This window comes from Streptomyces monomycini, from assembly GCF_022271435.1.
GTDB lineage: Bacteria > Actinomycetota > Actinomycetes > Streptomycetales > Streptomycetaceae > Streptomyces > Streptomyces monomycini.
Map to the genome: position 1 here is coordinate 250,858 of NZ_JAFIQY010000007.1, position 23,439 is coordinate 274,296.

The 23,439-nt window shown below is 69.2% G+C and carries 28 protein-coding genes; 19 read left to right on the forward strand and 9 right to left on the reverse strand.

The annotated features are described in order from the left end of the window. Positions 1 to 422 precede the first annotated feature (422 nt). From JXZ78_RS12160 to JXZ78_RS12210, 11 genes are all read left to right on the forward strand, one after another. On the forward strand, positions 423 to 1,178 hold the full coding sequence (locus tag JXZ78_RS12160; protein WP_238783006.1) for a GntR family transcriptional regulator: 756 nt from the start codon (positions 423 to 425) through the stop codon (positions 1,176 to 1,178). Between the two features lie 498 nt (positions 1,179 to 1,676). After that, the gene (locus JXZ78_RS12165) at positions 1,677 to 1,940 is read left to right on the forward strand and encodes a hypothetical protein (RefSeq protein WP_238783007.1); all 264 of its coding nucleotides are present in this window, start codon (positions 1,677 to 1,679) and stop codon (positions 1,938 to 1,940) included. Further along, positions 1,940 to 2,131, forward strand: coding sequence for a hypothetical protein (locus JXZ78_RS12170; RefSeq protein ID WP_238783008.1), 192 nt, complete (start codon positions 1,940 to 1,942; stop codon positions 2,129 to 2,131). Before JXZ78_RS12165 ends, JXZ78_RS12170 begins: the two co-directional genes overlap by 1 nt. A gap of 585 nt (positions 2,132 to 2,716) precedes the next feature. Beyond that, positions 2,717 to 4,081 (forward strand): hypothetical protein, encoded by a 1,365-nt coding sequence (locus JXZ78_RS12175; RefSeq protein WP_238783009.1) that lies wholly within the window; start codon positions 2,717 to 2,719, stop codon positions 4,079 to 4,081. Positions 4,082 to 4,125: 44 nt separating this feature from the next. Further along, on the forward strand, positions 4,126 to 4,596 hold the full coding sequence (locus tag JXZ78_RS12180; protein WP_238783010.1) for a hypothetical protein: 471 nt from the start codon (positions 4,126 to 4,128) through the stop codon (positions 4,594 to 4,596). 13 nt (positions 4,597 to 4,609) lie between these two features. After that, entirely contained in the window at positions 4,610 to 4,846 is a 237-nt protein-coding gene (locus tag JXZ78_RS12185; RefSeq protein ID WP_238783011.1) for a hypothetical protein, read from the forward strand. A 148-nt stretch (positions 4,847 to 4,994) separates the two neighbouring features. Beyond that, positions 4,995 to 5,435 carry a hypothetical protein gene (locus JXZ78_RS12190; RefSeq protein ID WP_238783012.1) on the forward strand — a complete coding sequence of 147 codons (441 nt, stop codon included), beginning with the start codon at positions 4,995 to 4,997 and terminating at the stop codon, positions 5,433 to 5,435. A gap of 1 nt (position 5,436) precedes the next feature. Continuing rightward, positions 5,437 to 6,309 carry a hypothetical protein gene (locus JXZ78_RS12195; RefSeq protein ID WP_238783013.1) on the forward strand — a complete coding sequence of 291 codons (873 nt, stop codon included), beginning with the start codon at positions 5,437 to 5,439 and terminating at the stop codon, positions 6,307 to 6,309. Positions 6,310 to 6,376: 67 nt separating this feature from the next. Continuing rightward, complete coding sequence (locus tag JXZ78_RS12200) at positions 6,377 to 8,380, forward strand: hypothetical protein (RefSeq protein WP_238783014.1); 2,004 nt, start codon at positions 6,377 to 6,379, stop codon at positions 8,378 to 8,380. Positions 8,381 to 8,457: 77 nt separating this feature from the next. Continuing rightward, positions 8,458 to 8,769 (forward strand): hypothetical protein, encoded by a 312-nt coding sequence (locus JXZ78_RS12205; RefSeq protein WP_238783015.1) that lies wholly within the window; start codon positions 8,458 to 8,460, stop codon positions 8,767 to 8,769. Positions 8,770 to 8,834: 65 nt separating this feature from the next. Beyond that, complete coding sequence (locus JXZ78_RS12210; protein WP_238783016.1) at positions 8,835 to 9,344, forward strand: hypothetical protein; 510 nt, start codon at positions 8,835 to 8,837, stop codon at positions 9,342 to 9,344. A gap of 46 nt (positions 9,345 to 9,390) precedes the next feature. On the opposite strand, the gene JXZ78_RS12215 is transcribed toward JXZ78_RS12210, so the two are convergent. Beyond that, the gene (locus JXZ78_RS12215) at positions 9,391 to 9,618 is read right to left on the reverse strand and encodes a hypothetical protein (protein ID WP_238783017.1); all 228 of its coding nucleotides are present in this window, start codon (positions 9,616 to 9,618) and stop codon (positions 9,391 to 9,393) included. 223 nt (positions 9,619 to 9,841) lie between these two features. Here JXZ78_RS12215 and JXZ78_RS12220 point away from each other — a divergent pair, with 223 nt between their 5' ends. From JXZ78_RS12220 to JXZ78_RS12230, 3 genes are all read left to right on the forward strand, one after another. Then, positions 9,842 to 10,090, forward strand: coding sequence for a hypothetical protein (locus JXZ78_RS12220; protein WP_238783018.1), 249 nt, complete (start codon positions 9,842 to 9,844; stop codon positions 10,088 to 10,090). A 353-nt stretch (positions 10,091 to 10,443) separates the two neighbouring features. After that, the gene (locus JXZ78_RS12225; RefSeq protein ID WP_238783019.1) at positions 10,444 to 10,806 is read left to right on the forward strand and encodes a hypothetical protein; all 363 of its coding nucleotides are present in this window, start codon (positions 10,444 to 10,446) and stop codon (positions 10,804 to 10,806) included. 60 nt (positions 10,807 to 10,866) lie between these two features. Beyond that, on the forward strand, positions 10,867 to 11,583 hold the full coding sequence (locus JXZ78_RS12230) for a hypothetical protein (RefSeq protein WP_238783020.1): 717 nt from the start codon (positions 10,867 to 10,869) through the stop codon (positions 11,581 to 11,583). 150 nt (positions 11,584 to 11,733) lie between these two features. Here the strand turns inward: JXZ78_RS12230 and JXZ78_RS12235 are convergent, their stop codons facing one another. The 4 genes from JXZ78_RS12235 to JXZ78_RS12250 form a co-directional block, all read right to left on the reverse strand. Further along, positions 11,734 to 12,105 (reverse strand): hypothetical protein, encoded by a 372-nt coding sequence (locus JXZ78_RS12235; protein WP_238783021.1) that lies wholly within the window; start codon positions 12,103 to 12,105, stop codon positions 11,734 to 11,736. A gap of 324 nt (positions 12,106 to 12,429) precedes the next feature. Continuing rightward, complete coding sequence (locus JXZ78_RS12240; RefSeq protein ID WP_238783022.1) at positions 12,430 to 13,425, reverse strand: CpaE-like family protein; 996 nt, start codon at positions 13,423 to 13,425, stop codon at positions 12,430 to 12,432. 81 nt (positions 13,426 to 13,506) lie between these two features. Beyond that, positions 13,507 to 14,253, reverse strand: a complete 747-nt coding sequence (locus JXZ78_RS12245; protein ID WP_238783023.1) for an ArdC-like ssDNA-binding domain-containing protein — start codon at positions 14,251 to 14,253, stop codon at positions 13,507 to 13,509. A gap of 901 nt (positions 14,254 to 15,154) precedes the next feature. After that, a complete protein-coding gene (locus JXZ78_RS12250) occupies positions 15,155 to 15,829 on the reverse strand; it encodes an HAD family hydrolase (protein WP_238783024.1) in 675 nt (224 codons plus the stop codon). 114 nt (positions 15,830 to 15,943) lie between these two features. Here JXZ78_RS12250 and JXZ78_RS12255 point away from each other — a divergent pair, with 114 nt between their 5' ends. The 4 genes from JXZ78_RS12255 (at position 15,944) to JXZ78_RS12270 (ending at position 18,369) form a co-directional block, all read left to right on the forward strand. Beyond that, positions 15,944 to 17,143, forward strand: a complete 1,200-nt coding sequence (locus JXZ78_RS12255; RefSeq protein WP_238783025.1) for a helix-turn-helix domain-containing protein — start codon at positions 15,944 to 15,946, stop codon at positions 17,141 to 17,143. Between the two features lie 71 nt (positions 17,144 to 17,214). Next, entirely contained in the window at positions 17,215 to 17,655 is a 441-nt protein-coding gene (locus tag JXZ78_RS12260; RefSeq protein ID WP_238783026.1) for a recombinase family protein, read from the forward strand. Beyond that, positions 17,648 to 17,929: a hypothetical protein gene (locus JXZ78_RS12265; RefSeq protein ID WP_238783027.1), complete on the forward strand. Its 282-nt coding sequence runs from the start codon at positions 17,648 to 17,650 to the stop codon at positions 17,927 to 17,929. Before JXZ78_RS12260 ends, JXZ78_RS12265 begins: the two co-directional genes overlap by 8 nt. Then, entirely contained in the window at positions 17,926 to 18,369 is a 444-nt protein-coding gene (locus JXZ78_RS12270; protein WP_238783028.1) for a hypothetical protein, read from the forward strand. Before JXZ78_RS12265 ends, JXZ78_RS12270 begins: the two co-directional genes overlap by 4 nt. A 276-nt stretch (positions 18,370 to 18,645) precedes the next feature. Here the strand turns inward: JXZ78_RS12270 and JXZ78_RS12275 are convergent, their stop codons facing one another. From JXZ78_RS12275 to JXZ78_RS12290, 4 genes are all read right to left on the reverse strand, one after another. Then, positions 18,646 to 20,070 (reverse strand): FAD-dependent oxidoreductase, encoded by a 1,425-nt coding sequence (locus JXZ78_RS12275; RefSeq protein ID WP_238783029.1) that lies wholly within the window; start codon positions 20,068 to 20,070, stop codon positions 18,646 to 18,648. 26 nt (positions 20,071 to 20,096) lie between these two features. Further along, positions 20,097 to 21,317, reverse strand: a complete 1,221-nt coding sequence (locus JXZ78_RS12280) for an MAB_1171c family putative transporter (protein ID WP_238783030.1) — start codon at positions 21,315 to 21,317, stop codon at positions 20,097 to 20,099. Further along, positions 21,314 to 21,865: a hypothetical protein gene (locus JXZ78_RS12285; protein WP_238783031.1), complete on the reverse strand. Its 552-nt coding sequence runs from the start codon at positions 21,863 to 21,865 to the stop codon at positions 21,314 to 21,316. The genes JXZ78_RS12280 and JXZ78_RS12285 overlap by 4 nt, the downstream gene beginning before the upstream one ends. Before the next feature lie 64 nt (positions 21,866 to 21,929). Further along, complete coding sequence (locus JXZ78_RS12290) at positions 21,930 to 22,391, reverse strand: helix-turn-helix domain-containing protein (protein WP_238783032.1); 462 nt, start codon at positions 22,389 to 22,391, stop codon at positions 21,930 to 21,932. Positions 22,392 to 22,659: 268 nt separating this feature from the next. Here JXZ78_RS12290 and JXZ78_RS12295 point away from each other — a divergent pair, with 268 nt between their 5' ends. Further along, on the forward strand, positions 22,660 to 23,085 hold the full coding sequence (locus tag JXZ78_RS12295; RefSeq protein WP_238783033.1) for a hypothetical protein: 426 nt from the start codon (positions 22,660 to 22,662) through the stop codon (positions 23,083 to 23,085). Positions 23,086 to 23,439 lie beyond the last annotated feature (354 nt).

The following is a 23,439-nucleotide window of genomic DNA, read 5'->3' on the forward strand; positions in this document are numbered from 1 at the left end:
CAGGCCGCTGACCGACTGGCGGTGCGTCCACGGCCACTCCCCCTTGAAGCCGCGTACTCGGGCCTGACCGTGCTGAATACCGGAAATGATCAGTGGTGTCAGCCGAGAAAGTCGCCTGCACGGCTGATCGATCCATCGCTGTAGGGGGGCGCGGACAAGACCGGCGTTGATCAGGCAGTTGTCCGCGGCGTGCAGGCCAGCCGGGGCGGCGGCGCGTACGTGGCGTCGTGCAAGTACGGCTCGATGCCCTGGTGCGACCATGCCGCTTCTCCAATAGCCTGTATAGGAGAGGTTGCGCTTCCTGTTCTGGTGTGTCAATGAGGTGGAGTCGCCCGAGCTTCAACTCGCCTGTTCAGGTGAGGCGTTGCCAGTTGGTTGGACAGGTACGGTGTCCACCACGCGTAGCGGTTGAGGGAGGAACCTTGACGAATCGAGCGCGTCCGAGGAAGCCGCGCTACCAAGAGATCGCGGACGATCTGCGCGCGGAGATCGAGACCGGCGTCTATGACGGCGGCAAGCGACTCCCCAGCGAAGCGGGGCTGATGCAGCGGTTCGGTGCTGCTCGTGGCACTGTGCGCGACGCGATCGCCGTACTGCAGGCCGAGGACTTGACCGAAGCGAAGAAGGGGTCGGGCGTCTACCTTCGTACCTTCGAACGCATCCGCCGAGATGCGGCTCAGCGTCTGGCGAGGAGCAACTGGGGCACGGGGCGCGCAATCTGGGACTCAGACCTCAAAGGGCGTCGTCGCCACGAAGATGTAGAGGTGGAGGAGGTGGAAGCCCCCGAGCACATCATGGCCGTGTTCGGTATGCGGCCCGGCAGCCGCGTCTGGAGGCGAAGTCGACTGCATCGTGCCGAAGGGCGCTTCGTTCAACAGTCCACCTCCTATCTTCCTGCTGACCTCGTTGCCGGTACGGCCATCACCCGGCCTGACACCGGCGCCGGCGGTACGTATGCGCGGTTGGCCGACATCGGGCACGCGCCCATCCGCTTCCGTGAGGAGATCAGGAGCCGCCTGCCGCTGTCTCATGAGGCGAAGGTGCTCGGAGTCACCATGAGCACACCGGTGATGCTCATTGCTCGCACGGCATTCGACATAGACGGCCAACCGGTCGAGGTGAACGAGATGATGTTGGACTCCAACAGCTATGTCCTGGAGTACAACTTCAATTCTTGACCTGTGACATTACAAGGGCCCTGCCTGTTCGCGGCGGGGCCGTTTTTTTGCAATGCAGGATGTTCAGTAGAGATGGATGGCTACAGCCAGCCGTATGCGCTAACTTGTCCAGAACAAGAATTGGCTCGCATGGCAGTTCCATCGCGTAGCTCGGAGCTGCCTCGGTGGCAGCACACTCGCTGCCCGGACGGTTGATGGGGTGACTGTCACCCTTCCTGGTCTTCTGATCGACCACCGCCGTCATCACCAGTATCCGAAGGTCCACGCGGTGCGTGGAAGACGCTCTCATGATCGAGCTTTCGTCCCCGCCTGGGGGCGCCATCAACAAGCGTTTCGAGCGCTGCTGTTGATCCTAATGACGTGATCTCCCCCCTGCCGCCCGTGGCGATCTCCGCGAGCCGGTGACGTCCGGCAGGCGTGGTAGGCGGCGGCCGGGACGGGAAGCTCCGTGCCACGTGGTCTTGTCGGCTCTGCTGTCAGTTTCACCGGAGGTGTTTGATGAACTCCTCGAAACGGTCTCTGACCTTTGAACAGGCGCTTGCCGAAGGCAGGAAGGTCGGTGCACGCCGCGCTGACGACCCGGCGCTGATGGCGCTGTTCTGCGCCGAGACCTTGCAGTACGTCGTCGGTGCGGTGTCCCCGCAGCTCGTGTGGGAGGGGGCACAGGCGCAGGGCCTGCGAACCAAGGACCTCGTGCGTCTGTGCGCCACCGACGTTCTCGCCGTCAGTGCCCTGATGTGGGCCGAGACGGGAGGTGCCTGATGCGCCCCGCCGCCTGGCTCGCTCTGATACTGGCGGGGGTCCTGTGCGTGACGTGTCCCGCCTTGCCGGCCGCAGTGCTCGCCATCGCGTCGTGGGTCCTGTTCACGCCGCTGGCCGCTGCCGCCGCGCTGGCGGTGACGCTCATGTGGACCGCCGTCCGGCCCGAGGGCGAACGGAGGATGGCGCGATGACCCGGCGGAACCCTCGGAAGGTCCTCTTCGTCGAAGTCGGGCTCCTGGCTGTCAGCGGCGCGCTCGCAGCTGCTCTCGCTGCCCGGCTCCTCGAACGTGGCGTGGGCACTGCGGTCGTAGCCGCCGTTGTCTGCTGCACGCTCACCGTCGGTCTGTCGCTGGCCGCTCAGTTCGACCAGGGCATGCGCACCACGCTGTACACGTGCCCGGTCAGCGGCTGTGCCGTTTCCGTACGCGTGCGTGGTGCCAGCCCCGAGGCGCTCTGTCGGCTCCGAGCTCTGGCGACGGACCACAGTCGGCATGGAGCCACCTGATGACTCCGCGGGCCCGAGCCTGGACTGAGCAGCGTGGCCCACTGCTCGGCCGACGGCGGCGGCTTCAGCGGCGTTGGCCGGGCGGCTGCTGGATGTGCTCGCGCACGCGGGCCGTGGGCCTGCCCACTCCCAGCTCTCCGCTGGATGTCGGCTGCGAAGGGCACGACCGGCGAGACGCCGATCGCTCGTTCCCTGGTGCGGTTCCAGAAGAGCGCTGCGGCCGGGGCCACTGGGGTCGCCTCTTGCCTCGCGACCGGAGGACTGATGTGAAGTGAACTTCCCGGAGCTGCTGCGCTGGTTCGGCGAGCACGCTTCCGTGACCGTCGGAGGCGCAGGGGCGTGCGTCCTGGTGGCGATTGTGCTCGCGCGTCGCTGTCGGCCAAGTGCTCCTGGCCCCGACCGGCACCGGCCGCCCGCTGCCGTCCTGGTGACCGGGCTCGCCGCGGCCGGCTGCACCGCTTACAGCGCCGACACCTCGTGGCGCTTCGCCGAACACGTGCTGGGCATGGTCGCGCTGGAAGAGCGGGCAACGCTGTTCGGCGCCGCTGAGCTGGCGCTGTTCGCGGTGGCTCTGATGGCTCGGCAGAACCTCCGGGTGAAGGGGATGCCGGGTACACCGGGTGTGCTCGTGTGGGTCATCACCGGCGTGCAGATCATCCCGGCGTTCGCGGAATCCGGATTCTGGGGCGGCATCGTCCGCGCCTTCGTCGGCCCGGTCATGGCGGCCTGGCTGTGGCACCTGGCCATGGGCATCGAGCTGCGTCACCGTCAGCCCGATGCCGAGTCCCAGTCGCTGCCGAGCGTGCTGTGGCGCGAGGGCCGTAAGCGGCTGCTGTCTCGCATCGGGCTGGCGGTACGCGACCGTACGGCTGAGCAGATTACCCGCGACCGGTGGACCGTCAAGGCTGTCAGCCTCGCCACCCGCCTCGCCGAGATGTCGGCCGACGACAAGCAGCGGGAGCGGGTCGCCCGCAAGCTGTCCTTGGCCGTCGGCCGCGCGCAGGCCGGCGCGCACCCGGAGCAGAAGCAGATGTTGCTGCAGCTGCTGGCCGCGCGTCGGCATGCCCGGTCGCTGGCAACAGTGGAACTGCCCTCACCGTGGACGCCGGAGGCGGACATGTCCGACCGGCCTCGGTCGCCAGCCGCTGTCGCCCACCGTGCACTCGTTGGAATGCACCCGATGGATGCCATTCGCAAGGTCGCGGATACGCATCCGGATCTGGCCCCCGCCGAGCTGGCGAGTCTGCTCATCGAGCACGGCGTCGTTGTCTCCGCGACCTTGGTCGAGATCGCTCTGCGCGGCACTGCCGCCGTACGACCACGTGGCCTGGAATGCGCATCCGCTGCTGATCAGCCGCGGTCGCGTGTAGAAGCTCGCTGGGTGCCGGACGGCCGTACGGGTGCGGATACCTGCGACGAGCCGGATGCGGGGGCCGACGCCATCCTGCTGCAGGGTGCCCTCCGCGTTGATCAAGCCGCCCGGGCTGAGACCGGACGCCCGGCCTCCCTACGTCGCCTGCAGACCGAGTTGCGCATCGGACAGAAGCGGGCGCAGCGAATGCAGCGACTGCTGCACGCCCCAGTGGAGTCGGCCGAGGAAGTCCCCACACGGACCACCGATTCCATCCGCAACTAACCGGCGCGCGGCTCCTGGTCGCGCGCACATCGTGGAGACAACCAATGGACACCACCACGACAGGGCCGCCGAGCTCGGACGAACTCATCGACTGGCTCACCGCTCGACTGGATCACTTCGGTCCCGACCAGCGCATCACCCCGTTGACCCTCAAGGCCGCACACCCGGGCCTGACCTGGACGCGCGCCAGGAACGCCCTCTATGAGCTGTATTCCAGTGGTCTGCTGCATCGGACGGGCCGCGGCAGCGTCTACGCGCTCCGTCCCGACCTCCCTGTCAGCGGTACTGGCCACCTCTGGCTGCGCCTGAGCAATCGCGCTGGCGCCGCAGTCGAGGTGGTCGCGGCCGTGCCCCGGCCGACCAGCCCGTACCAAGCCGGAACGACGAGGGTGCGCTGGGTCTGCCACGGCTGCGCCCGGGGAGAGGCTGACGCGGGTTTCGGCGCCGCCGCGGAACAGGCCGAGCATCATGCGGCCGGCTGCCGCGGCGAGGACTTGTCGGATCTGGCCGGGTAGCGAGAGCCAGGTCATGGACGAGGACGTCAGGGACTTCGGGAAGACGCGGCGGCAGCGCCGCACCGTCCGGATCGCGGCTCACTGGCAGTACAAGATCAGGTCGGGCGCGGGGGAGCGTGAGCGTGCCCTGGTTCGGTGGGACTGGCTGCGCACCGAGGTCTCCCGTCTGCCGTACGAGCGCCGGGAGGCCGCCTGGAGCACGGTCTCCGCAGCCCTGGACCGGTGCCGACGACAGATCGCGGGGCGGTGACGCACGGTGAAGTACCCAGCCATGTACCCACCGACCGACGTCTGCGTACCCGGTTCCCAACGTCAGCCGTCGCGACGCACGCGGGTGCGCGTCGCGCGCGAGGCCGCGCCGACGGGCCGTAACTGCGAGCGTGAGAAGGGAGGGCGTCATGCCTGGACTGGAAGCGGGGATCAGCGTGACGGTGGGTGTGGTCGCGCTCCTGGTCGCCGGCCTCCTGCACTTCGTCGGCGGCCGGGTGTGGCCGCGTATCACCGTCGTACTGATCGTCGTCGGGATGATGTCGATCGTGGGGACCCCGGTGGGGCAAATGCTGCGCCGCTGGGTGGGCACCGCCGACGGGTGGCTGTCCGGTGTGCTCACGACGTGGTTGGGAACGGCGGTCACGGGACTGATCGGGATCACCGTGGCGGTCGTCCTCGGGCTGGATGTGTGGAAGAAGCACATCGGCACGCGAACCCTGGGCTGCGCGGTGGCCCTGCCAGTGGCTGGGGCCACGATCCCCGGCCCCGCCGGCGCGGTCGTGATGGGCCTCTGCGGGGCCCTGGCGGGCGTGGTCGGCGGTGGCGGACAGTGGATGTTCGGGGGCTGACATGATCCTGCTGCTCATCTTGATCATGGCGTTCTCCTTCGGCGCCGCACAGGGGGCGCAGGCCGCTCGACGGGAGATGGGTGACCACTACCGCCAAAAGAAGGTCCAGAACGCCGACCGGAACGCGGCAGCGATCGGGGAAGCGGGCGGCGTGTCCCTGGGGGCCCTCGCTTCGACGACGGCGCATTCGCTGGGCCTGGCCGCCCGCGGCTTCAACAAGGGCTGGCGGCGCGGCTGGCCGAAGGGCCGGGAGTGGGTGCTCGACCGTACAAACCGGCGCAGTGTTCGGCCGTACGCAGGCCGCGACGCCGGTCTCGTACGGCCGAAGAAGCCGTACGAGATGACGACCGCATCCGCTCCGGACCCACTGCCGAAGAAAACCTCCGCGAAGACCGGTCCGGTCAGGTCTGGTTCCCGTGCGGATGACGACAACCTGCCCGTGAGGGCAACCGAGTCTGACAACAAAGGAGTACGCACCATGCCGATCACTACGACCACCGCGGAGGCCACCAACCACACCGCGCTGCTGACCGCGCTCGATGCCATCATCCACGAGGCCGCGGCGAACCACGACGACGCCTCGGCCGACCTGGCCCGCTCCAACCAGGAGGTCACCAACGTCGAAGCGCTGGCCGCCGGGCTGGCCAGCGAGGAGATCGCCCTGGACCCCGAGTCCGTGGGCCAGGTGCAGGCCCTGGTCGAACCGTTCCAGCAGCGGGCGATGGCAGCCGAGCAGCGGCTGGCCTCCTGCGAGGCGCTCAAGGCGCAGGCCGAACAGGCCAAGCAGATCGTCGTCGCCAAGCACCAGATGATGAAGGAAGCCCACGACTCGAACCCCGACGCCGCGCAGAAGGCGTATTACCAGGGCGATTGAGGTCTTGCGGGCCGGCCGTTCCTGGCGGGCGGCCGCCGCTGGATGATGCTGCACGGAAGCTGATCGGATGCTGCTCACCGTCATGAAGGCACGGACCGACCGACACCAGGGCAAGGTTCTGGGGCCGCGCCGCAGCGTGTCCGCCACCGGGCTGTGCCGGGCGGGCCGTTCAACACGGGCGTTGGTGCGCCTCGGCATCAAGTACCGGAAGCGACTGGCGCCTCTGTACGCGACGGCCGGCCTGACCGGCCTGGGCGGGGTCCTGGCAGCCAGCCGGGGTGGGGCGCCGACGGCCGCCGTGCTGTCCGCTGCCGGGGCCGCAGCACTCGCCTGGCGGCTCCGGCGCCGTGCCGCCCGTAAGCGGGCGGCCACGCCCCGCGTCCTGCTCTGGTACCTCGCCACGACTGGCGGCGCGGCGGCGCTGCTGATGACGATGGCACTGATAGGCCCGCTCACTCCGCCCGTGCCGGGGCTGACCCTGCTGTGGTTCCTCGCGGTCGCCGGTCCGTACTGGTGGCGTCGCCGGATCCGTCCCATCGCACCGCTCCAGGAGACCGAGCGGGCGCAGGTGTGGGCCGAGCGCATCGCCGCACAGGGGAAGGCGCTGCCCGGCTCGGTGCTGGCCGAGGTGCAGGATCTCGTCAACGGATACGGCTGGAAGGCCACAGTCGAGCTGCCGGCCGGGGACCTGACTGCTGAGCAGGCCATCGGTGCCGCGGCGCGGGTGGCCAGTGCCTACCGGGTGCCGCTGGCGTCCGTCGTCATCGAGCGGATGCCCGACGGTGCCGAGGACCACGCCGCGCTGACCGTCTACACTGTTAATCCGCTCCAGCGAGTCCATCCTTGGCCCGGCCCCCAGGTCCTGAACGAGACGACCGGAGTCGCGCAGATCGGGGTGTACGCCGATGGCACCCCAGTGCGGTACCGGTTCTGGCGCGCTGGCTCCGGCCCCGTCCATGACTTGATCTCCGGCGACACCGACAGCGGCAAGTCGCGCCTTCTGGACGCGCTGCTCGCTACAGAGAAGCACGCGGCACTGATCCACTCCTGGGTCATCGACCCGCAGGGTGGTCAGTCCCTGCCTGATTGGCAGGACGACGTCGGCTGGTTCGCCGACTCCGTCGAGGAAGGCCTCCTCCTGCTGATGGCCGCGGTGCGGATCATGTACCAGCGCTCCGCCGTCCTCTCCCGGACCGAGTGGACCGACGAGTACGGCACCACGCGGCGCGGCTTCAAAGGTTTCACGCCAGGCTTGCTCGGCATGCCCCTGCTGTCGATCACTATCGACGAGGCGCACGCCGTGTTGCGTAACCCGATCGCGGTCCTGCTGTGCCAGGAGATCGGGAAGATGGGCCGCAAGTGCGGGATACGGCTGCGACTGGTCACGCAGATGCCGTTGCTTGACCAACTGGGCAACTCGCACGTCCTGCGGGCGCAGGTCGCCGCCGGAAACGTGATCGTGCTGCGGACCTCGATGGCCATCTCCGGGCAGGTCGCCTTCCAGTCGGCATTCCCCGTGTACCCCCACAAGCTGCCGCGCGAATGGGGCGATGGCTCCTCCACCTCGGGCTTGGGCTATGCCCTCGGCCCCTCGGCGCGCCCGTCGGTGATGCGGACTCTGTTCCTGGCCGACCCGCTGCGGTGGGCGCGGTCCGGGACCGAGACGACGTTGGAGCAGTCGGCCGTCACTGCGGCCGGGAAGCCGTTCGCAACCTGGCGCCGGCGGCGCGAAGAACGCTGGCAGATGCCCGTCGACGCGCCCGCCTTCGCCCTGGAGGACGGGGACGAGTCCGGTGGTCCGGTCCTGCCGCAGACGCCCGCCGGCCAGGAGGCCGCGGCGCGGGCGGGCACCTGCAAGCAGGCCATCCTTGATCACCTCATCGGCCTGAACGGCGCCTTCGCGTACACCGGCGCGATCGCCCGGGCGCTGGACGTGCCGTTGCAGACCGCGTCGTCGGCCCTGGCCCGGTTGGCGGACGAGGGCGCTGTCACCAAGGTGGCGCGCGGTACGTGGGTCGTCGAGCACAGCGCGCACGACGAAGCGGAAGACGAGACGGCGTCAGCCGCCTGACGGCTGCCTGTGGCCTCGGGGACCGGGACCGCGGGGAACCGGCCAATCGGCCGCCTCATTCGACTCAGGAGATCGCCATGCGATGCGTTCACTCGCACCTGCCGAGCGACAGCCCCCGTACGCTCGCGCAGGACGCGGATCTGGGGCGGATGCGTGAGCAATCCGCGGATCGGGAGGTCACCTATCCGGCGGGCGCGTACACCGTCGAGGTGGAACCGGAGTGTCCTGCCAACGCAGTCCCCGACGCGAAGGAGAGCGTCACCCGCCTTGATGACCGGGCGGTGACGGTCGTCGGCCCTTGCGTGCTGCTGCGCTTCGGCGCCGTCCCCGGCCGCCTGGCCCGTCGGAGCGACGTCAGTGCTGTCGACGACGATCGCCCCGCTGCCTGACCCTGCCACCGGTGCGGGGCCCGCCGTCACCGGGCCCCGCCCTCCACCTCTCCGGAGATCGCACCATGACCGATCCGACACCCCTCACTTCACAGCAGCGCACCACCGTCGAGCGACTTCTCGGTGAGGCGTTCCCCGACTCCGCGCCGTACGCCCCGGCCGCGCCGCCAGCGCCGGTCCCGTCCGGCTACACGATCCGCCAGACGCACCGCACCGGCCCCGACGGTGGCACGGAGACGGTGTATGAGGTCGTCCCTCTCCCGGCACCGTCACCGGCACTGCCGTCTTCCTCCCAGCCGCGCCCGAAGCGGCGGCGTCCGCCCGACTGGCTGCTCGCTCATCCCCGGTGCGTCGTCGCCGGAGCAGCTGTTGTCGCCGGCGGTATCGTCGGCATCGTCTGGGCGCCGCAGATCGTGGCAGGCGCCACCGCTGTCGGAGCAGTCCTTGCCGTCGGCTTCAAGCTTCTGGTGGCCCTTGCGGTGATCGGCGCCGTCGTGGCCGTGTGCACACCGCCGGGCCGTCGGCGCACGGGCACTTTTCGGGGCACTGTGCGCGGTACGTGGGAAGAGGACTGATCGACGTTCAGCTCCCGCGGCTCCTGTACGGCGACGCGGCTGGCGCTTACGAGCCGCTCGGCGGCTCAGACCAAGGGCCGGCGGGCGGGCGTGCCGGGAGCTTCGCGCCGGGGCGGCGCATGTACCAGCGTATGAACTCGCGCACGACGCGGGCGCGGGGGCTGCGGCCGGTGGGGTGGGCGGCCTTCGTCGCCGCCTCGAAGGGAACCCACTCGTCGTCGGGCACGCGGATCTGGCGTGGCTTGTCGTAAGTGCCCTCGGTGTCGTCGGTCATGGGGGGAAGGTAGTGGATCGTAGCTACGAGCAACAAGGTCATCTGCGTGTATCTGTAGCTACGAAATCTCCCCCGAGGAGATTGTCTTGTAGCTACGAAGGCGCTATATTTGTAGCTACAAAAACATGGCAGTCCGAATAGAGAAAATGCTTCGCTGCCAGGTACGTCACGAGGTGCACTACGACCTCACTCGCATCCCGCGTCCGGCCATGAGGGAGCTTCCATGTCCGATGAGGCGCTGTTCCGCTCCGCCGAACTGATCGAACCGGGTGACCTGGTGCTCTACCACGGGTCGATCCCCACTCACCACGGCCTGTGGATCGCCTTGCCGTGCCGGTGCGGCAACTGCGCGGCGTTCGACCAACTGGGCTTCCCCGTGATCCGGTTTGCGCTCGCTGACCCCTGGGGGGAACTGCCTGGGCCGCACCACGTGCGCCGAACTTCCCTCACCCGCTCCGCCGCTTGCGGCTGAGCCATGCCAGTACGCCGAACGCACTGTCAGGCCGCCCCCGCGCATCCTGGGCGGGCGCGGCCGACTCCGACGAACGTCAGCCCAGTCGTCAAGGAGATCGTCATGGGCTACGACATGTACATCGAACACCCGGCGGAGAACGAGGAAGCCGCCTACCAGGCCGCCAGCGCCGCCTTCCACGCCGCCGTGTGCGACCGCGACGCCCTGCGCCTGCTGAACGGCCATGCCAACTACACGGCCGCGCAGGGCCGGGTGGAGGAGACGTATGCCGCGATGGAAGCGGTGCACACGTCCTACTTCCGCCTGAACATCTGGGGCATGAGCGAGCCTGTTTCGTCATGGAGGCCCTGGGCATGCTCACTCACCTGGCCCCGCCGCCCACACCCGACCCTCAGGACTATGGGACGACGGCGGACGAACTGTGGGACTACGGTCCGGATGACGAGGACGCCCCAGAGACGGTCCGTGCCTTGCACGCGGCCACCCAGGTGGTCGTGGACGCTTCCGCGCAACACCCCACCGGCATCCCGGCCTACAAGTTCTCCAGCAACGACGGCTGGCTCGTCACCCCTGCTGAAATCGACGCGGCTCTGGGATGGTGGGCCGTTGCGCACCGGGAGGTCCAACGGGAAATCACCACCCGGCTCGACTGGTGGCCCGAGTGGATTCGGTACCTCCGGCGCGCCCGCGACGGCGGCGGCTTCCGTGTCTGGTAGCCCGGCTCCGGTCGTCGCTCGGTCGCTCGCGCGCTCCTACGCAGGTTTCGGCGGCACCTGATGGAAGCCACCTTCACCGACGCGGCCTTTACCGTACTGCTCGCCTGTGAGCTCAGCGCGCCCCTCAGGGATGCGCTGGAGCGCGCGGTCTACAACCCGGCGCACCACACCTGGCGGGTGCGGGTGAGTGCTGCGCAAGAGCAGCAACTGGTCCTTCTGCTGCGGCGCGGTAGCGCTCGCCAGATAGGTCGGGAGGCAGTGTCCACAACGCCCGCGAACTCGTCACCGAGCGACTTGCTGCCCAGCCTCCCCGAGGGCGGATTGGGGCGCGGCGGTGGCGCGTGGGTCAACCAGCTCCCCGCCCCTTGGCGCTACGTCGGCGTCTGGGGCGGAAACGGCTGGGAGCTCGGGAGCTGGCCGTATCAGATCTTGGTGCACTGCGACCTGCCTCTGCGAGGGGGGTACGGCCTCGCCACCTACGTCGCGGGCGAAACGGCGGTGGAGGTATTCGCCAGCCGCGAGGAACGCGACGCTGCCACTGACCGGATCGCCGTCCGGTGGTGGACCGACAATGGTAACGGGCCCGAGGGCCTCACTTCCGATACGTACCCGGTCCCGGCCCTCTACCGTGGCCCGTACAGCCGCTGGCGCGCCGTGTCGTCGTACAACTCCGTCGTGGGGGAGCCGTGTACGGACCATGCGTCCGCGCTCCTCGACCAGGCTCGGGACGACGAGGACGTCAGCGGAGATGCCATGCGCTGGGTCCCCGACGGTTGATCCCACCGAGCGGTCCGGGGCTGGGTGCGCGCTCCGCCCGCCCCGGCCGCGCTGGCGCGCACCGGCTCGCTGCAGCGCCGCCGGGCCTTCTGCGTCCCGCGAGACCGCGACTTTGCTCAGAGGCCCACGCTGACCGACGCCCCAGGACATTCACCGCCGTCGCGGCCGGCCCGGCCCCGGCCGACTGTTCCACCACTGCAGCAGCACGCCGAGCTCGTACGTCCCGTCGGCCGCAGGGCGCGGGAAGCCGGGTCTGTCCCGGTACTGGTAGACGCTCGCGCCGGGCTGACCGATGGCCCGGGCGAAGCCGTAGAGGGTGACACGGGTGTCCGGTGGAAGGCCGAGTGTCACGGGAGCCGGCCGCTTGTCGTCCTTGCGGGCTCGTACGTACGCCAGAGCGGGAGCGCGCCGATAGACCTTCACGCCCCGGCCGCGCGGAATGATCCGAACCGGTGCCGGTGCGCCTTCCTCGCCCATCCACCGGTACACGGTCACGACGTGGACCTGCGCTTCCTCGGCCAAGCGGACGAGGGTGATTTCGTCAGGTGCTAGGCGAACCGGCGGGTGACGGGGCACTGAGGAGCACTCCAGGGGCCAGCGGCTGATCGGTGCACCGTATCAGCGCCGGGCCACCGGCTCTACGCTGGGAAGGCCCCGGTTGCGGGGCGGGTTGCCGCGGCCGGCGGGCGGCGCCAGACCCGCGAGGGTTCGTCCGTCGGCCGTATCGGATCCAGGAGGGGCGGCAGGGCGGCGGTGCCGCATCGTCCCAGACGTCCATTCCTGCGACGTGGCTCTGGCCCGGAGCAGTGCGCCGGGCCAGAGCCGTGAGAGTCGTCGGCCGAAGAGTCACCCCAAGCCGAACTGGTCGTCCACCAGCGCGTCGGCCAAGTCGGCCACGCTGCCCCGAACGACAATCTCACCGTCGCAATCGGCCCGTTCCGTGTCGATGCACCCCAACAACGAGGTGTGCAGCACGTTCGCCACCTTGTCCGGAGGCGGAGCCTCGTCTGTACAACGCCGCACCACGATGGCGGTGCGGGAGGCGAAGCCGGTCACCCAGTCCAGGACCCGGGCAGCGCTGGCGATCCCGCGCTGGGTGTCCGGCACGACGATCAAAGTCAGGTCGCTGTGTTCCAGCAGTGCGGCGGCTGCGTCGGACGGCCCCCGGGGAGCGTCCACCACCACGATGTCCTGATCGGCTTGCAGGAAATGAAGCACCGGCAGGTAATCCTCGGGGTCGATCCCACCGCACACCCCGACCGGTCGTGTGGCGCAGACCAGCGGGGCCGCCTCGTCGCCGGGGCCGTCGAAGGCGTCCGGGGCCTGATGGGTGGCCACCTCTTCCAGGAGGAGCTGAAGCGCGCGGCCGACCGGATCGGCGTCCATCAGCGCCACCCGGTGGTGGGCTCGCCGGGCCGCCATGGCCACCGCAGTGGCGAAAAGAGTCCCGCCTGCGCCGCCGCAACCCGAGAGCACGGCGACGGTGCACGTGGGGTCGGACCCGCGTTCGGCGTACAGAACCCGGCGGCGCAGCGTCGCCTGGTCGTACGGCAGGACCATGACGGTGGAGGCGTCCAGGGAGTCGGACCGCTCCCACACCTGAGCGTCATCGGGGTCGTGGCCCACCACGATGACGCGGTCGCGGTGCGCGGGGTGCTGCTCGGCCAGAGCGGTTGCGCTCCGGTCACCGACCAGGACGAGGTAGGCGTCATGCCACTGCTGGTCGGTGAGGGATTGCGGAGTGGTGGCCAGGACGGGGACGGGGTCGGCGAGCCAGGTGATGTGGTCGCGCAGATCGTGGTCCTCGGTCACCAGAAGTACGGGTAAGGCTGCTGGGGTCATGATGTCTCCCCGGAGAACGGGTTGCCGGTGGTCCGGCCCACCCAGGGGCGCCAACCCGAAGGGACGGGCCGGAAGGGATGTTCAGAGACCGAGCGCCGTGGTGACGGCGTCGGCGACCGTGAGCACTCGGCCCGCGCTGTCCTGCGCGGCCTGAGGGGTGGAAGCCCACCCGGCGACGTACGGGACGGAGTAGGGCAGGGTGTCCAGTCCGGCGCACGCGCTGACGATGCAGGCGACGGACTCGGCCTCCACCTCCGCTGTAGGCCGGGACAGACTACGGGTGTCGTGGTCGAGGCGGATGTGCGCGAGTTCGTGCACCAGCGTCTTGGTGGCTTGAGCCGCTGCGACATCAGCACGCACCCGCACCGTGTGGCGAAGGAAGTCGGTGTGTCCGTAGGCGCCGTGGCAGTCACCGCGTTCCACGGTGAAACCGTCGTCGCTGATCACAGCGACGGTTGCCTGCCACAGCCAGGCCGGGGCGTCGCCGGTGAGCCGTTCCGGGGTGGCGCTGGCCGGTGCCGGAAGAGGCGCGCCGTCGGTCTGGGCCACGTCGAAGACCGGGACGAGGACGAATCGGGTCACGATCGCGGACTCGTCCTGTGCGTCCTCGGGGGTGTCCGGGTCGGGGCGCCTGCGGGTCGACGGGGCCCAGATGCGCAGGGCGTGTTCGCCCTGGCAGACGTGCCGTCCGACTTCCTGCCAGGCGCGGAAGGAACGCACGTCGGTGGCGCCGGGACGCTGGGCGAGGATCAACAGCACGTTGTTCAGGCTGTAGGACCTCAGCCAGCGGCGAGCGGTGATCAGCTGCTGCCATCCCGCTGAAGTCATCAGGGATTCCACCGCGCTTTGGAGCTGTTCATGGGCCTGTGTCAGCCGGGCGGACCGAATGTCATCGGTGAGCCGGGGACGTTTGGCGATTGCGGTCATGGTATCCACTTCCTTGAATGTGGCCGCAGCTCCTTTCTGATAACTAGCAAATTACTAATAAGGTGAGATCGAGTCAATGGGTATTTTCGAATCGGATGCGCGAGGTTGATGATTTATTCGCGGCATTTGAAGGGTGGTGGTCATTTTGTCACTGCTTAGGGTCGCCCTGAGTTGATTGTGACCAGGTGGAAACGACTAAGGGATCGCATCGTGGGACCGGGGCGGGCGGGGTGAAGGGTTGGTGGTGCGGATCCGCGCTCGGTTGCCGCGTTGGGGAAGGTGATGAGCGTCTGACGGCTGCTGGCACGGGTGCCGACTGGCTCCGTGACCGGCGTGCACATTGCCGCACTGACGTGGGCAGTGTTCAGTCTCGGCCGACAGCGGTAGGGGTGCCCGGGGGCGAGGCCAGCGCCTAGGGCAAAGGCTGAGTGTTCCTGTTTAGGCGGAAGCCCGCGCGGCAGGGGTACCCGAAGCGTCACCTATAGGCTAGACAGCCGGTCACGAGAAGGGGGTGCGTGTCCTAAGGGTTTTTGTCGGAGCCGGTGATTCCCGCTATCGATCGGCGGTCGCGGCAGGTGTGGCACCGCCCTGTTATCGAGTCCAAGAAGCATTGCGCGGCAAAATTGTCACATCGAGAGTTTCTGTGTCCCGGACGCGCCGACGACGTGGTGGGCCCACGAGGCCCATATGCGGCCCGGACGGTGCGTTCGACCGCAAGCTGGATGGGGCCACATCTTCGACTGTTGACACCTGCAAGTTCGGCGCTGCGTCAGCGCAGAGCGGTGGCTCGGCGGCGGGCCGGTCAAACGTCGACAATGAGCGTCTTCAGCACTCCCCGCGTCTCGGACAGATCGGCTAGCACCGCGTGCGCCCCGGCCTCGTACAGCTCATCGGAGCTGCTGCGCCCAGTAGCCACCCCGACGACGCGCACGCCGGCACTGAGGCCCGCCGCCACATCCGCCGGCGTATCCCCGACGAGGACTGTTACGTCTGCCTGGTGACCAACGCGCTTCAGAGCGATCGCCACCAGCTCCGCGCGTTCCTCGGCGTCCTCGCCGTACGCGCCGACCGGCAGGTCCAAGTGGTGATCGAGACCGAAGGTGGCGACCTTCACCTCCGCGGCTGCCCGCACGTTGCCGGTCACCACGGTCTGGCGTAGACCGCGGGCGGCCAGCGCGTCGAGGGCCGAGGCAGCGCCGTCGAGCGCGTGACCGCGCTCGCGGAGGTCGGCCGCGCGCCGGACGTGCAGTTCGCCGAGTGCTTGAGCGAACCCGTCGAAGTCGGCACGGTTCGTGGTGAGTCCGTGCAGCTTGGCCGTCTCGCGGAAGATGACTTGCTCCGTCAGACCGTCGATCTTCGCCTGTTCCTTCATCTCCTGGCCCGTCACCTGACGGAAGGCCTCCGCCCACAGGGAGCGTCCGACGCCCCGCGTGCTCACGAGGGTGTGGTCGATGTCCCAGAGCACGAGCTGTGTCATCCGTGCACTCCTCTGTCCGCCGTCTGCTTCACACGGTAGTCAATGCCCTACGCCGTGGGTGCTCAGGCCTCTACGCTGCAAGACGAAACAACTCGTGGTCGAAGGGAGCGGGGCATGGTCGCTCCGGACCTGCCCATCGGGGACAGGGTTCGCCACTACCGTAAGGGCCGCCAGCAAGACGTCGTCGCCGGCCTCGTCGGCATCACGCCCGACTACCTCTCGCAGATCGAGCGCGGACTCAAGATGCCGTCCCTGCACATCCTCTACGCCATTGCTCGGGAGCTTGGAGTGCCCATCGCAGCCCTACTCTCAGACCAGACCACGTCAACTCCGGCCCCACCGCCCACGGCGGAGGCCGGCGTGGTGCGTGCGCTCATGGGCTACGGACCCGCGCTGAGCACACCTGCCGTCGGTCCGCGCGAACTGCGGGAGCGGATCGAGGCGGCGTGGCGCAGCTGGCAGCAGTCGCCTACGCGGTTCACCGATGTCGCGAAGGTGCTGCCCGGCCTGATCGCCGAGGTCGAGCACTCGGTGCGCGCCCACCGATCGGGTACGGATGGGCAGCAACGGCGACAAGTATTGCGAGTCGCAGCCGACTTGTACTTCCTGCTCCGGTCCTACCTACGCCGGACCGGCCGCCTGGACCTGTCGCTCATGGCAGCCGATCGGGCGGTACGAGCTGCCGAGGACGCGGACGACCCACTGCGTGTCGCCGCGGCCCAGTGGAACCTGGGACACGTCCTGCTCGCTACAGATGAGCACGATGGCGCCGAGCACGTCGCCATGCACGGTATCGCGGCCCTGCACGCCGAGGTACCGGACGACGGGGAGCGCGCGGCGATGACGGGAGCGCTGCATCTCGTCTCCACCGTCGCTGCCTCTCGGCGTCGCGACTGGGACACGGCACGCGATCGCATCCGCGAGAAGGCGGTGCCGGCCGCCGCCGTGACCGGCGAGGGCAACTTCCTGTGGACCGTATTCGGACCGACGAACGTCGAACTCCACCGGGTCACTGTGGAGATGGAAGCCGGCAACATCAGTGAGGCCCTGTACCTGGCGGACCGGGTGGACACGAGCGCCGTGCAGTCGATCGAGCGTGAGTTCACCTTCGCGTTGGAGGTGGCGCGCTGCTACGACCTGAGGCGAGAGGACGCGGCGACTCTTCTGCACTTGCTGCAACTGGAGACAGTGGCACCAGAGGACTTGGCGCGTACCCCTATGGCGCGCGGCCTGGTGCTCGGGCTCGTCCGGCGGGCACGGGCGATGCACGCTCGGCAGGCCGAAAGCCTCGCCCACCGACTCGGCCTCTTGTAGTAGCCGAGCCTGTGGTTCGCCCGAACTCTCAGTTCGGGTGGCCGGTTTTCCCTGCCCTTACGGTCCTGCACATGAGCACTGGTCCCATTCCCACATCCGCCCGCCCAACTGCGGACTTGTACGGAAACAGCGGCGGGGCGCGGCCGCTCGCGTTCATCTACGACCGGAACGCGACGCGGTCCCACGTCGTCCTGGACATGCGGCTCGAAGGCTGCCTTACCTACGCCAGGCGTCACGACTGGCAGGTGGCGGACCAGTGGATCGACCGCGGAGATGACGCCTTGGGCTCCAGGCGGCCCCGGTTCACCGCTCTGCTGGAGATCATGCGGACGCAGGCCCGCATCCGGCCGGTGCTCTGCCTGGTGCACACGTGGGACCGTCTCGCTCACGACGGCGAGCTGCGCATCGCGCTGCAGCAGCGCGTGGCCCAGGCCGGCGGCTACGTGGCGACGACGTTCGACGAGTCCGATGAACGGGCACACGCGGTGCTCGTCGGCCGCTCCGATGCCTGACCGGTGGCGCCAGGCCGCGTACGTCCTCATCGTCGTGGCGCTGGCCGGGGCGCTGGCGTACGGCGTGGCGCGGCCGCGGGCGGCTCTTGTGGCTGATACGTGCAGCAACCACTGTGGGGCAATCCAGGGCCTGGTCGAGGTCCAGGAGTTCGACCTGGTCGGCCTTGGCTGGACGTACCTCCTGTGCCGGTCCTGCGCGACGCGGGCGCCGTGGTCGTTCACGGAGGCCGAATGGGAACAGCTTGTCGCGACGTGCGGGAGGCGACCGACATGAGCGAGCAGTGGGCGGCTCCGCCCGGCAGTGGGGCGACCGTGATGCCCATTGGCGATGCCTGGGATGTGGTCGAGGTCCCAGCCGCGACGGTCACATGGGCCTGTCGGCTACGGCACGTGGAGGCGCCGGCGATCGTGGACCCGCGATCTGACCGGGCCTGGTGGCTCATCCCCCGGGGCGGTGCCGACCCGGCCTCCTGGCTATGGCAGCGGCTTCAGCCGGCGGTCGTGGTGCGTGACACCGGCTCGTTGATCGTGCCGCATGCGGGCCGCACGGAGGGGCTGCGGTGGGCGCGGCCACGGTACTGGTCCGGCATCTACCTGGCACAGCCGCAGCATCTGGCGGCGGTGCTGAACGTCCTCCGTAACGCCACCGATCTGTGCAGAGCCTCCGTGCCGCCTTTCCACGCTCGGGGCGGTACGGACGCGGGGCCCGGTTGACGGGTACGAGTCAGCTCCGGCCTTGCGGCGGCTGCTCGGCGTAGCTACGGCGCCGCCGAGCAGCCGTGCCCATACGCCCCGCCGCAGCGACCTCCCCCGTGGGTCGGGAGGGGCAGACGGGCCGGCCGTCACCTCCAGGGCGGTCGGCCCGTCGAAGTATGTCTCGGCTGGTGCGTATCGCATCCAAGGGGCAACTCAGACAGCCGGTGTGCTGATGCGTCGGGTGAAACGCGGCCTGGCCCCTGATCCCGAGTGGCATATTGATCGATGCTCTCCTTAGGCCCCGTCCCGGAGGTGCTGCTCTCCGCTTCTCCCAGGGGCCAGGAAGGACTGCTCCCACTGGGTCAGCGGCGGCTCGGTCAGCTGCTGGTCGCGAGAACCGACCAAGGTGGCCAGCAACGCTTTCGGCGTAAGAAGGCGGGCAGGGGAGTGGGCGAGGGTGAGCACACCGAAGAACGCTTCGGCGGCCGCAGGGTGGGCTGCCGCAGCCCTCATGAGCTGCGCCGCGCCGTGCTGGGCAAGATGATCGGTGACTGTGGGGCGGGGGCCGTCGGTGCCGATGAGGAGACGGTCCTGGCCCGTCGCCACCGACCAGGCCACGGTCACCGGGCGGGCGACCGCTCGTTGGGCTCGGCGCGTGGTTTCCGGGAGGACGCCGTGCCGGGCCAAATGGCGGTCCAACGCCACGGCACCGAGAGCCGCGACCGTCATGCCCTGCGCGTAGATGGGGTTGAAGGCAGCGGTGGCGTCCCCCAGGACAAGGAGCCCGTCGGGCCAGCGTTTCAGGTTCTCGTAAGCGCGGCGCCGGTTCGCGGTACTGCGGCTGACGTGAGCGGAGCCCAGCGGTTCCGCGTCGGCGATGAGGTCTCCGATCAGCCGGTGGCGAAGCTGTTGGCGGGCGAAGGCGGTGAACCCGCAGGGTGCGGTGGGAGGCTCTCCGCCGCGGGTGCCGGCGAGGGTTACGAGCCACCGCCCGCCTTCGATCGGCAGAAGCGCGCCGGCCTGGCCGTAGCGAGGTTCCCCGGTAGCCGCAGCGATGTTGACCACGGGGAAGTCCCTCGCCCCTTCTGGGGCCCGGAAGACGCGGGTGACGTACGTCAGGCCGGAGGCAACGGTGGTCTCCCGTACGGTGGGAAGGCCGCAGGTCGCCAGCCAGTGGGGCATGCGGGAGCTGCGTCCGGTGGCGTCCACCACGAGGTCGGCCGTCATGGTGAACGCCTGGCTGGTGTGTTCGTTCAGTAGTCGTACACCGGTGATGCGGTCGGCGCTGCCCGTAATGCTGGTGGCCGTGAGGCCCGGCCGGAGGGTGATCCTCGGGTGCTGTTGCAGGCGTTGCCGTATCACCCAGTCCAGCAGGTCTCGGCTGCAGCCGATCACGTATTGCGTCTCCGGCCACCGGCGCAGCCACCCCTGAGGGGTGAAAGAGAGCAACTCGTTGGGCATGCCTCTACGTTGAGCCCCTGCGTCGAGGAGTCGGCGCAATGTTCCTGGCAGCAGGGTTTCGATCGCCTGTACCCCGGTGGACAGCAGGATATGGGTGTGCCGCGCCTGCGGGAGCCCGCGACGGGCCTGGGGGCGCGAAGGAAAGGCATCCCGCTCGATGAGGATCACCCGGTCCAGGTGCCGCGCCAGTGCCGCTGTGGCCAGCATCCCGGCCATGCCGCCCCCCAGCACCACGGCCTGCGAGGTCGGTGGCCCCACTGTGTTCTTTCGCTCGTACGTCGGTGTCACGTTGCTCGCGCCCCTTCCTGGGAGGGGTCGATGCTCGCGGCCTGCTGTGCGCGGCCGACGATGGGGGAGTGGGCGAAAGCGTGCGCGATCCGGCATAGCCAGGCCAGCTCGCTGGCGCCGTCCGCACCTCCGCGCTCCCCCTCGGCCTCGCCGGGAGACGGCGAGGGCCGGGTGCCAGAGGCCTTCGCGGCGGCCGCGGCCTTGAGCCGGGCAGCTTCGACAACCGCGGTCAGCTCGTCGCCCTCCAGGCCGCGAAGCCGGCCTTCACGGCAAGCCGCTTCCGTGACGTGAGCATCGGTGTAGGAGCGCAGAGCGAGACGGCCATCGTTGATTTCTGCTAGCCGCCGGGTCAGACGCAGGTCGATGTCCCACCAAGGCGGACGGGCCGGCGGGACGATCTGGGGCGTGGCGCGGCGGAGCGCGTCCCACAAGGGGTGCAGTTTCCGGTAGGCGCGATAGCGGTGCCAACGGTCCCAAAGACGAGTCAGGTTCTGGCCACAGGCGGGAAGCGCCACTCCGACAGCGGCGAGCAAGGGGGCGGCGAAGGCGAAGGCGGGGGCGACCTTCGTGTTCACCGCGTCCCAGTTCACACCGGCCCAGCGGGCCGCGACAGCGGCCAGCCGGATCGCGCAGAAGGCCACCTCGGTGGCAGCGCTGGCGGTCAGGACCCGCAGCCCTCGTCGCAGCCAGGGGCGACCGGCTACGGTGGCCCACCGCCAGCACGTCACCCCCACGCTGGCGGCCATCGCGGCCAGTGCCAGCAGGTACAGCACGATGCAGGCGGCGATGAGAGGGGTGGTGGCGTAATAGGTGTCGAAGTCCGTCAGCCGTTCCACGGGTGCGTCCCCGAGGGCGAAGAGCACGCACATCACAGGGATCAAAAGCGCGTAGACGGCGGCCCAGCGCCAGGCTGCCCGGCCCGCAGGCTCCGTGGGGGAGTGCCAGTAGCCGAGCATGAGCCGGGCCGAGGCTCCGACGGCGATCAGCAGCACGTACAGCACCAGCATGCCGAGGTTGGGCACATCGAAGAGGAGGTTGAGGTAGGTGATCGTTGCAGGGGCGCTGGAGGACACCGCTGCGCCGGCGAGGAAGAGCGCGGCGCAGACCGTCCACCGTGCGGGGTTCCCCGGACGCCGGAACAGGGCGCGTACCTGGTAGAGCGCTGCTGTCCATACGAGCGCTGCGGTGATCCAGGCGGCGATGCTCTGGCCCGTCACCGTCTGCCTCCGTCGTGGTGATCCCTTCCCAGGGCTGACTCCAGGCGCTGGACGACGGCGGTGGCGGAGTCGGGCACGGTCCATGTCTGTTGGGGCAGCCAGCGGCTCACCTTGGTCATCAGCACACAGGCGAAGAAGTCGGCCTCCTGCTCAGCGGCGGCGCCGCAGTGGCTGCGACGGGCGACGATCCGCGCGACCACATCGGGGCGGAGGGAGGGGAAGACCTGCTGCATCGCGGCGTCCTCTGGGGCATGGGTGGGGGCGTGGTCGGCCTCGATGTGCCAGAACTCATGGCACGTGATGAGGAGTTGGTGCCAGGGGCTGGTGTGTTGCTCGCACAGGACGAAGTGCGCGTCGTCCGTGGCGACCCACAGGCCGCTGACCGTGTCGGGAGGAAACGGGACGAGGAGGTGGCGGACATCCTTGCCCAGGCGCTGCCGCATCCGGCCGCACAAGGCGGTGATCAGTTCGTGCGGCTCCGAGGGGACGGGGAGGTCGAGGTCGTGGACCAGGGCGTCGCAGGTGCGGCGCATCGCCTTCAGCTCCATTGACCCGCCCTTCCCCTGCGCTGGGCTCGTCTCCCACACCAGGACATCCACTGCGGTATCCGCCTCATTCCTGGTCCGGTTCCGCGACGTGGGAGGAGTCCGGCTTCGACTGGGCACCGGTCGCCAGCACGTGCTCGACGATCTGTGTCACCGCGGCCAGTCCCTCGGGGGTCAGCTCCAGGGCGCGCAGGGCGAGCTGTCGGACCCCGAGGTTGTGGGCCACCTTGGCCAGCTCGATCTCCGCATCGGTGCGGGCGGCCGTCGCCGCGTCGAGGAAGTAGGCCGCAGGTACGCCGAAGAACAGGGCTAGAGATGTCAGGAGCTCGGTGGAAGGATTCTTCTTCGCCCCGGTTCGCAGGGCGGAGAGGTAGGCGCCGCTCACCCGGATATCCGGATCCTTGTTCTTGATCGCATGTGCGACCTCGTCGTTGGTGTACGTACGGCCGCGTGGGCCCTGGGGGCGGATGTCGCGGAACAGCCGGTTGAGGCTGTCGGCCAAGGGCGTGCGCGTCTGCGGGTCGGGCATCGTTCCCACCTCGTCGCTGTCGAGATCAACCGGGGGAAAACCCTCAACTGACGTCATTCAACCAGAGGTTGACAGGACCGCCAAGGCTCCTACACTCGCTCCGTACCAGGAATCAACCGGTGGTTGATCGGCATCGGCTGCGACTCAACCGCGCGGCTGGCGAATCACCCGCGAGGACATCTCGAATCCAGCCTCGGGGACGGTGTCACTGCCGTCACGGCGGGCTCTCCGGGCCCCGGGCCTTCACCTCTCAGACAGGGGAGCCTCCATGAGTCCTGTGCCGCTTGCTGCCGCGCGGTCCGCCGACGGGTCGGACTGGGTCCCACATCACGGGACGCACCGGGTGACGAAGGTCGGGGTGTGGTGGGACATCGTCCGGGTCTCCGGGGAACTGGGCATCGCCGCGCTGCAAGCGCTCCGGCAGCGTACGGAGTGCCCCATCGGACCGGTCGCCGCCGACCCGGACGGATTCGACGTTCCCCGGCTGTACTTCTTCGTCCCGCCGGGGACCGCCGACCACTGGGACGTCTTCGGGACCACTGCCCTCGGCCCGGCCTTCTACGTCGTCGTGCCCGACGCCGCGTGCGTCCAGCCGCCGGGACCGCACTGGGCCGTGCCGCCGGACGCGGGGCGCATTCTCACCTGCCCGCGTGCCCTGCGCGAGGCGGTCAAGGCAGCGGCGCAGTTCCCCTGAGCACGCATTCGGAGGTGGAACGATGAGACGGCACGCCGTTGGCTCCCGGCCGCTGCGCGGGTGGCGCCCGGTGGGCCGGATGGGCCGCATGATCTCCAGTGGGGTGCTGGCCACCGTGCTGCTGATCATGCCCTGGGGGGCGTGGCAGGCGCTGGCGGCAGCCTTGGTCAGCGTGGTGCTGCTGGCGACGCCCGGCCGCCTGGGCGGCCGGCATCAGACGGTGGCCCTGCCTGTCCCGGTTACGGCGGCCGTGGTTCGTACTCTCGGCGAGCACACCGTCGAGCCCCCGGTCCGGCAGCGGCCTGGCGGCACGTCCGCCTCCGGTCGTTCCCCCACGGTGACGGTGCGCTCGCC